At 32.4% G+C, this 9,374-nt stretch carries 5 protein-coding genes and 1 pseudogene; 4 read left to right on the top strand and 2 right to left on the bottom strand.

Annotated features, from left to right (window positions below; all coding sequences use genetic code 11):
• From A2255_04785 to A2255_04795, 3 genes are all read left to right on the top strand, one after another.
• The coding region (locus A2255_04785) for a hypothetical protein (GenBank protein OGI17440.1) at positions 1-2,472 on the top strand (2,472 nt) is incomplete at its 5' end.
• A gap of 170 nt (positions 2,473-2,642) precedes the next feature.
• Positions 2,643-3,122, top strand: a complete 480-nt coding sequence (locus A2255_04790) for a hypothetical protein (protein ID OGI17441.1) — start codon at positions 2,643-2,645, stop codon at positions 3,120-3,122.
• Positions 3,123-3,445: 323 nt separating this feature from the next.
• Positions 3,446-4,762, top strand: a complete 1,317-nt coding sequence (locus A2255_04795) for a hypothetical protein (protein ID OGI17442.1) — start codon at positions 3,446-3,448, stop codon at positions 4,760-4,762.
• Positions 4,763-4,788: 26 nt separating this feature from the next.
• Here the strand turns inward: A2255_04795 and A2255_04800 are convergent, their stop codons facing one another.
• Positions 4,789-4,968, bottom strand: coding sequence for a hypothetical protein (locus A2255_04800; GenBank protein ID OGI17443.1), 180 nt, complete (start codon positions 4,966-4,968; stop codon positions 4,789-4,791).
• Between the two features lie 439 nt (positions 4,969-5,407).
• Between A2255_04800 and A2255_04805 the strand changes: the two genes are divergently transcribed.
• Positions 5,408-6,112 carry a hypothetical protein gene (locus tag A2255_04805; protein ID OGI17444.1) on the top strand — a complete coding sequence of 235 codons (705 nt, stop codon included), beginning with the start codon at positions 5,408-5,410 and terminating at the stop codon, positions 6,110-6,112.
• Between the two features lie 101 nt (positions 6,113-6,213).
• Here the strand turns inward: A2255_04805 and A2255_04810 are convergent.
• Positions 6,214-9,374, bottom strand: a pseudogene (locus tag A2255_04810) (hypothetical protein).

Raw genomic sequence — 9,374 nt, forward strand, 5'->3', positions numbered from 1 at the left:
CCTGGTGGCAGAATAGAAACTGATACTAAAGAATACTCCATAAAAATCAAAGGAGAGCTAAAAGATGTTGAAGAATTCAACAATCTTATAATTAAATATCAGAATGGCTCTGCTATTAAACTAAAAGATCTGGCCACTGTTCAAGATGGTATGGAAGAAGAACGCTCAGTATCAAAATTCAACGGACAAAGAGCTGTAGCGATGGGAATTCAAAAACAATCAGGTACAAATACTGTTAAAGTCATCGAAAAAGTAAAAGAAGAAATAAAATCAGTTAAAAAAACTCTACCTAAAGGCATGGATATTCAGGTAGCATTTGACCAATCAACATTTATCAAGCGTTCTATTGAAGAAGTACAGAAACATCTTATCTTTGGCGCAATTTTTACAGTGTTAATAGTGTTCCTGTTTCTAAAGAGCCTAAGACTAACCTGGATTAGTGCTATTTCAATACCTGTTTCAATAATATCAACTTTTGCAATGATGAAGTTACTAGGTTTCACCTTCAATAATATGTCTATGCTAGCTTTATCTCTCTCAATTGGTGTTGTTATTGATGATGCTATAGTTGTCATTGAGAATATACATAGGCATGTGGCAGAAGGCATGCATCCAAGAGAAGCAGCTTCGTTTGCAACTCGTGAAATAGGTTTAGCAGTCGTAGCCACTACTGTAGCAATAATAGTTATATTTCTCCCTGTAGCCTTTATGAAAGGTATTATAGGCAGATTTTTTATGCAATTCGCTTTAACAGTAGTATTTGCTGTTATGATTTCATTATTAATTTCATTTACAATAACACCAATGCTAGCTTCAAGATTTATGAAGCATAAAACCCAGCATAATCAAGAAAATAAGTTCTATGAATGGCTTGAAAAACAATATAAAAACTTTGAAGAAATGTACAGAAAGGCACTTATATTCGCACTGGATAACAGAAAAAAAGTTATTATTTCAGCTATATTAATATTTATAGCAAGTTTATTCATGACAAAATTTATTGGTAAAGAATTTGTACCCTCAGAAGATCAGGGAAGCTTTGTGGTTAACCTTGAATCCCCAATAGATTATTCTGTCAAAATGACTAATAATATGTTTTCTCAGGCAGAAAAAATCGTAAAAGACATTCCTGAAGTAAACTCAATATTTTATGCACAAGGTTCAGGCCACGCACAAGAAGTTAATAAAGGAGTATTATTTGTAAACCTTAAACCTAAACATGATAGAAAAAGAAATCAAACTGAAATCCAGTCTGATGTGAGGAAACAACTAAGATCTATCATTGGCCTGGAATCATCAGTTGAGGACGTTTCCTTAATTGGAGGAGGCGCAAGGCGAGTTCCTATTCAGTTTATTATTAAAGGCGAAAATCTTAATGAACTTGAAAAGCATTTGCAACAAATATATCAAGAATTTTCAATACTTCCTGGAATTGTCGATGTTGATACATCTATTCAAACAGGAAAACCTGAAGTCCGAGTGATAATTGACAGAGATCGAGCGGCAGATCTGGATGTTGATATAGCAACAATTGTAGAAACAATAAACTTCCTGATGAGTGGAGAAATAGATATTACTAAATATAAAGACACATCAAAAGGCAGAAGATATGATGTAAGAATGCGATTGCTCAAAGAAGACAGAGTATCGGCTCAGGATATTGGACAAATTTATGTCAGATCAAATAAAGAAGAATTTGTTCAATTATCTAATATCATACATATCCAAGAAGCCGGAGGCCCAAGCACTATTACCAGACTTGACAGACAAAGAGCTGTAACACTTTATGCTAACCTGGAAGGTAAACCCCTCGGTCAGGCAAAAGCTGAACTGGATGAAATAAGCTCCAGAATTCTTCCTGAAAATATGTCTTTTCAGTATAGAGGGATGGCAGATACAATGGGAGAATCCTTCCTATATATGATGTATGCATTGATACTGGGAATAATACTTGCATATATGGTTTTAGCAGCTCAATTTGAGAATTTCATTCACCCCTTTACTATCCTCTTATCAATGCCTCTTGCTTTTATAGGTGCATTTGGAGCTTTATTACTTACCGGCAAAACATTAAACATATTTAGCTTCATAGGATTAATACTATTAATGGGATTAGTAAAGAAAAATGCTATTCTTCTTGTTGATTTTACAAATACTTTAAGAAAAACCGGCATGCCAAGAAAAGAAGCAATAATAAGCGCTGGCCCTATAAGATTAAAACCTATTCTCATGACCACATTTGCAATGATATTTGGCATGCTTCCAATAGCATTAGGGCTGGGAGAAGGCTCAGAAACACGTATGCCAATGGCAATTGTAGTAATTGGAGGACTTATTACTTCTTTATTTTTAACCTTGGTAGTAGTTCCTGTAGTTTATGATATTTTTGATGAAGCCTTAGAACGCTTCTTTAAGAAGAAAAAAGCTAATCCAGTTACTGACATACCAGAGATAATTGAAAGAGTGATCTAAATTTATCTTAAATAATTCAGATCTAATAAAATATCGAGATAAACATTTTGAACTTTAAAAGTTCAAAATGTTTATTTATGTAAATGTTTATTTAATTTTACCAAATTTTTAAAGAAACCTTGCCGATAAATCATTATATATAAGTTGTATATGATGATTCAGGTGACTTTATGAGAATAGAATTTAACTCTAATTTTCACAGAAAATCTCCAATTGATCCTGCAACTAAAACTCAGCTTGATGCTCTTGGATTAAAACCCACAGGTTCTAGAGAAGGTGACTTAGCTGCTATTGAAGACGCATTAAAGCTATCAAAAGAAAATGCTATTGATAATAATGGTATAATGCCGCCTCCACAAACTCCTCCTGAAATTGCAGCATTTATGAGAAGTATCGGATTAGAACCAACTAATTCTAAAGAAGGCGACTTAATTGCAGTTACTAATAGATTAAATCAACTTGAAGCTCAGGCTACATCTCAATCTGATCTTAATGAAGTTAATAGCCTCAAATCCGAATGGGCCCAATTAACCAACTCAGCTGGAAGTTCCGACTCTCATAAACAAAACGCATCAAGCAATTTATTTACCGGACAAGAACAATTGGCTAAACTTAATAAATTATTCTTAAACAAAAAAACTGTATTTTAATTTTATATTCAAATTATATAAATAGCATTTATTATCATTTTTTATGTTAAGTTTTCTTGCATAATGCAAAAAACTGCATTTAAAAGCAAAGTATGTCCTGTGGATATCAAAAGCAAAACCAATCCAATAAATTAGAGAACTTTATTTGTAAAAAGCAGTTTAAATAAAGATTTCGCTAAATTTGTCAGATGCTTATACATCAATGATATCAATTTTATGCTTGATTATTTTATATTATTATAGTTGAATTAATCAGTGTATATAAAGGGGTATTAATATACTAACAGGATCAGAGTCCAATATAGTAAAAGGGGAGCAGGAGTGTGTTAAAGGTAAATCTTAATTTTACAAGCATAGGAATGCTTAAAAAAGACTATTTAACAAATCAAAATTCTGTATGTCAAAACGATTCAGCAAGGTTAAAACCACTTCAAAAAGATGTGGTCTCTTTTACAGGTAAGCCTGAAAAAACAGATGCAGTGGACAATAATGGAATTCCTTTGCCAAAACTTAAAGAAAGACAGATTATAATCAAGCCCAATGATCCTAAAATTATAGATCTCTTTAAAAAATATTTTGAACAAGAAGGTAAGGAATTTGGTGAAGGAACAGAAACAGGAAAACTTCTGGCAACTTTCAATCCAGGAGTAATCAAAGCAAAAGACAAATATGTAATGCTTCTCAGATGCGCTGTTGGAGAAGATTATCCACCCAGAAGTGATAAAACATACATACATAAACCCTTTGTTAATTATTTAGTCCTCACTGAGAGTAAAGATGGCAAAAATTTTGAACCTAAGAAAGTTTTAATTACACCTGATGCAAAAAATACCTGGGGATACGAAGATCCAAGAATAACATATATGCCTAATGAAGAAAAACCATATTATATAACCGCTACAGGCTTTGATGGCAAATGTCCAAGAATGACTTTGTTTAAAACAAAAGACTTTGACAAGCTGGAAGGACCTATTTCTGTCGGACCTAATGCTGATTTAAAAGAAGGAACTCCTGATTATCACAACAAAGATCATTTCTTTATTAAGAATCCTAAAGGTGAAACTCTTTTCTTCCACAGGCCATATACAAGTGAATATGCAAATATTCATGCTCTTCGTGTAAAAAATATAGATGACCTTAAAAACAAAGATTTCTGGAAAAAAAATGTAAAAATCAGTGATCAAGCAGAGAATACCGGTACAGAAAAAAAGACTGATTCAGTAATATTAAACGCAATAAATGGTTCCTGGCAAAATAGAATTGGAGGGGGTGCTGCTCCTATAGAAACGGACAAAGGTTTCTTAATGATATATCATGGGACAAATTATTACGAAAATATAAATGATAGAACCTATTGTGCTGGTGTGGCATTGCTTGATAAAAATGATCCTACAAAATTAATCGCAAAAGCTCCATATCCTTTTATTAAATCAGAGCTGCCGGAGGAAAAAGAAGGCTGTGTTATAAATGTGATCTTCCCTTCAGGCAATATTAAAGATGATAAAGGCAATATTATAATTTATTATGGCGCTGCTGATGAAAATGTCGGATCTGTCAAAGTTAACGAAAAAGAGCTATTAGATTACGTTTTACATTACGATGAAAACGGAAAATTAAAGAAAAACGCAGAAACAAAATAAAATCTGCTCCATCTTTTTAAATCACCTTATAGATTTTTATTATGAACTAAGGACTTAGGGTCTTTTAGAACTTTACCGTAATGCCCAACAGCATTGCCACAATTGCACATAATCATGCCTTTTGATTTAATGTCATCTTCACAGATAACAATATATTGATCACATAAAGTGCAGTAAATAAAAGCACAGTTAAATATTTCTTTCATAAAACGACTCCTGGCATTGTAAGCAAGAAATTATAAATGTCATCACGAATTTATTTCGGGATCTAACCATGTTCCAATTCTAAGCTTAAAGCGTTAACCATATAGATGCCGGAACACGTCCGGCATGAATCAGTAAGTATTTTTTCTTTCCTCCTTAAAACAGTCCTCTAAGAGAGGAATACTTGTTTGTGATAAATTAGAATAGAAAACTATATAGCCCTTATGGATATTATCTGTCTCATTTAAGTTGCTACGTAGATAAGTTTATGAGATTGCCACGCAAGAATAATTGATGCTGATTATCCACGATTCATGGCTCGCAATGACAGTGCGTATTATTGGAAGGATTCCCTTTTGACATCCTAACTATACATCATCATAAAAATATGTCAACACGTTTTTGCGCACATTATGAATTTTTTGAATGAGAGAGTCAAAAATGCTTTTTATTACTCAAAAAATAAAAGAAATCATAGACAAGAAGAATATATCCCAGAATGAACTTGCAAAAAGAGCAAATTATGATCATGGAGCTTTTGGAAGTTTTATTAGAGGAGAAAGACCTTTTCCTGATGAAGCAATAGAAAAGATTGCACCAATTCTTGAAGTTACAAAGGAAGAAATACAGGGATGGATTTTAGCTGATAAATATCCTAAAGAAACAATTGAGCTTGCAATAAAAGCTAAAAAAGAGCTCCTTCTTCAGGATAGCAGGCATTGCCATTCTGAACGCAGTGAAGAATCTCAGAGATCCTTCGCTAATGCTCAGGATAACACGCATTGTCATTGCGAGCCTCCAAAGGAGGCGTGGCAATCTAATAATAGTTCAAATAAAAGCAATGATATTGAATCTGAAAAGAGATCCTTCGCTCAGGATGACAAAAGACTAATCCTTACAACTAAAATAGACTCGATCCTACAAAAAAAAGGCATTTCTAGAACAGCATTAAGTAAGCAGATTAATTATAGTCAGGGTAAATTAAATGAGATGATTATCGCTAAAGAACCTATATCCCCTCTGGTAATCTCAAAAATTGCTCCTGTTTTAAATGTCAGTGAAAATCAAATAAAAAGCTGGGTTCTCGCTGATAAATACTCTTTAACTGCTCTTGAAGAGGCTATTAATGAATTAAAAGAAGGATGATTTTTAAGGCATCTTTAAATAGTTTATCTGAATAGATTGCCACAGCCCCTTCGGAGCTTCGCAATGACATTTCAAACTTAACTCTATCAGTCCATTACCCTTTAATTTAACCATTTAAAGCTTTTTACAGATTTTACACTGGCTGGGTCACCTTTTATCGTTACTGCAAAAATGCCTTCTATATCGGGAGTTGATGGAGAGCTTAGTATAGGAATTAGATTTTGATCTGGATATTGAGGCTTTGGTCTTACATAATTCAGGCCACCTTGAAGTATACCCATCCCAATTTGACCTATAGGTACTCTATTGACAAGATTATCGAGTGATACTTTACGTATTGGCGCCATCAACCTGACAACATCATCAGATGCACGACCTAAAATAACAAGATCTGAGTAGTTATTTTTCATATAAACATTGCCTTTTATATATAGGCAAAGGTTTTTACCCTGAGATTTGACCTCTTCAAGAGTTATAATTCCATTTCTAAATGATGCTCGACCTTGCAAGTTATCAAAGTTTTCAGTATTTTTCCTGGATACAAGCTCTGCAACATTGTTAACCTGATAAATTGATAATCCTGTTGATAAAATATCAGGAGCTTTTAAGAAGTGTTTAAATGATCCAAGCTTTGCCAAACGGCCATTTCTGATTATAAATGAGGTGTTTCCATTAGCATTATATGTCATTTGTTCTGGAGTTATTCCGTAAGTACTAAATACAACATTTCCATCCATAATTCCGAAAATCTCATTAGGCGTATTAGCAAGACTTGTAGCAAGCGTATTAACTTGCATGCCCTGAGCTGTAAGAGTACCTCTTATTCCGGTGGTTTTCATATTCATTTCAATATTGCCACTGGCAATACCGCTAGCAACATTTGACCTGAGATTATTTATTCTTAATATTCCATAATTGTTTAGATTAAAGTTAAAAGCCACGTTTGAATTGGTTAAATTATTAATAACCAATTTCTGTGCATTAAACGTTCCATTGTTAATTACAACAGGGACATCCTGAGATGGTTTAGAAGGAAACTGCTGAGAAATTTTATCTGCATTTATGTAATCGGAATTGATTTCCATATTTTTAATAACTAAAGGCATAGTAATTTTTTTCGGTAAAGTAGCTTTTCCATTTAGCTTGGAATCAGCAAGTTTTACATTATTAAAATTCAATACAGCTTCATTACCGCTAAAATCAATGCTTACTACGTCATCAGCAAACGCTGTCGGCTTTGAATTCAAACCAATTAGGTCTAACTTACCATTAACATTAGGTGCAGCAGAATTTCCATTTAAGACTAAAGCGGCATTTATCTTGCCTGTTGTATTTTGAGGTTCGAATAATCTTACAGGAAGAACTTCTGAAGTCTCTATTCTTAAATTATTAAGAATAGGGACTTCAGTATTATATTTATCAATTTTTCCTGTTAAGTTAACAAGCTTTCTGGCATTTTCTATATTGTAAAAACCATTACTGGATCTAGATGGGCTGTTAGAAGATGCTATCATTAACTTATTTATATTTAAAGAACTGGAATTGCCCGTTGCTTCAAGATTATATATTTGACTTGCAGGAATATCAATTTCTGCAAAGCAAGCAACATAGTTTGATTTATCCATTTTTGTCTGAGCTAATAAATTCCAGTTATTAACATTACCTTTTAAACTGGCTACTACAGGAAGAACACCCTTGGCTCTCGTAGATTTTCTCAGATCAGGAGTAAGGAATTTACCTATATTAATCGTATTAAACTGCCCTTTTGCCATAATATCCATAGCGGGATTTTTGCTGGAAAATTCTGTCACTTTACCTGAAATGACTATTGGTGACTGGTATAAAACAGTTTGAACATTATTAATCTTAATTTCATTCTGATTCGCTACAATTTCTCCTTTAGTCAAACTAACAGGTTGTGGCAACTGTTTATGTCTGATAACAGGATTTATTACGCCAATTCTTGCAACTGATAATATTTCCTTATCCAGCTTTCCTTTTAACTGAATATTTGAGCTCACGTAACCTGAAATTGACTTTAAATCCTGTAAATCTTTGTTATTTGCTGCTAATAATGAACTTGTTTTTAATAATTGATGAATAGTACTCAAATTCACTCTTGGCAGATCAATATTTAAATCAGCATTGTTTTTAGCATCAACGTTTCCGGTAATATTAAACTTAATATCATCTATATATCCGTATGAATTCAGGAAAGTTAATTTATCATTATCAAATTGCACTTTAATATTTAAATTTTTTGCAGGTTTAGATATGCCTTTATACGAAACAGTGGCATCTGATACAGTCAAATAACCGTTATACTTGTTTTTTCTAGATGAACTAGCTACTTTAAAGTCAGCTTTTAGCTTCCCTGCAAGGTCAATTGACTTAATATTATCAATTTTAGTTTTAGTAATACTTGCTAAAGCATAAGCAAGCTTTTTAACTCTTTTTAGATCAAGAGTGCTAGACTTTACAGCAATATCAAAATCACCTTTTTCCAGTGAAGTGATATCACTAACAACTTCAAGAAATGAATTCGCATCTACAAAAATCTTGGAATTAACAGCTGTCTTATTTTTAGAAAAATCAATTCTTCCATAGCTATTTGATATTTCTTCTAAATCTATTTTTAGTTTTAAATTTTTTAAATCAATATATCCTAGTATTTGTGGGTCTTTATCAATATTTTTAACCTTAAGATCAGCATCTAAATCACCCCGTAAATTATATTTAATTAAATTTTCTATGGGATCAGAGTCAATACCTTCTTTTTTAGGCTTATTTTGCTGATTTTCACCTGGTAATTCAGTTAGTAGTTTTATATTAAAGTTTATTTTAGGCGAATTTTCTATTAAAAGCTGCCCTTTTGTTTCTAAACCAACAAACTTACCGGGTTTAAAATCAAAGATATTGAGCTTATCACCTTTTACAGAAACTATTTTTGAGGGGTTTAATGCCTCATTTTGGTAATTAATTCTATAATCTTTTATCAATAAATCAATTTTATTAACGTCAACTTCAAATTCCTGTTTTTGACTTTTATTTAAAGAAGCAAGCAGTTCTTCAATTTTATATTTCCCATTTTGTAATTTCGTAAGGTAAATCTCAGGTTTAATTAGCCTAAGTTCACTAATTTCTATTTTCTTAAATAAAAGAGGTAATAGTTTTATTTTTACTGTAATATTTTCAGCTTTAGCAAGACTTGAATTATCCTGATATTTAACTTTCAGACTATTACTAATAATTACAACGCCAA

This window comes from Candidatus Melainabacteria bacterium RIFOXYA2_FULL_32_9, assembly GCA_001784615.1.
GTDB lineage: Bacteria > Cyanobacteriota > Vampirovibrionia > Gastranaerophilales > UBA9579 > UBA9579.

Coding starts and splice junctions, on each gene's coding strand:
- A2255_04790 (OGI17441.1), top strand. CDS start 2,643: ATGAGAATAGAATTTAACTCTAATTTTCACAGAAAATCTCCAATTGAT.
- A2255_04805 (OGI17444.1), top strand. CDS start 5,408: ATGCTTTTTATTACTCAAAAAATAAAAGAAATCATAGACAAGAAGAAT.
- A2255_04800 (OGI17443.1), bottom strand. CDS start 4,968: ATGAAAGAAATATTTAACTGTGCTTTTATTTACTGCACTTTATGTGAT.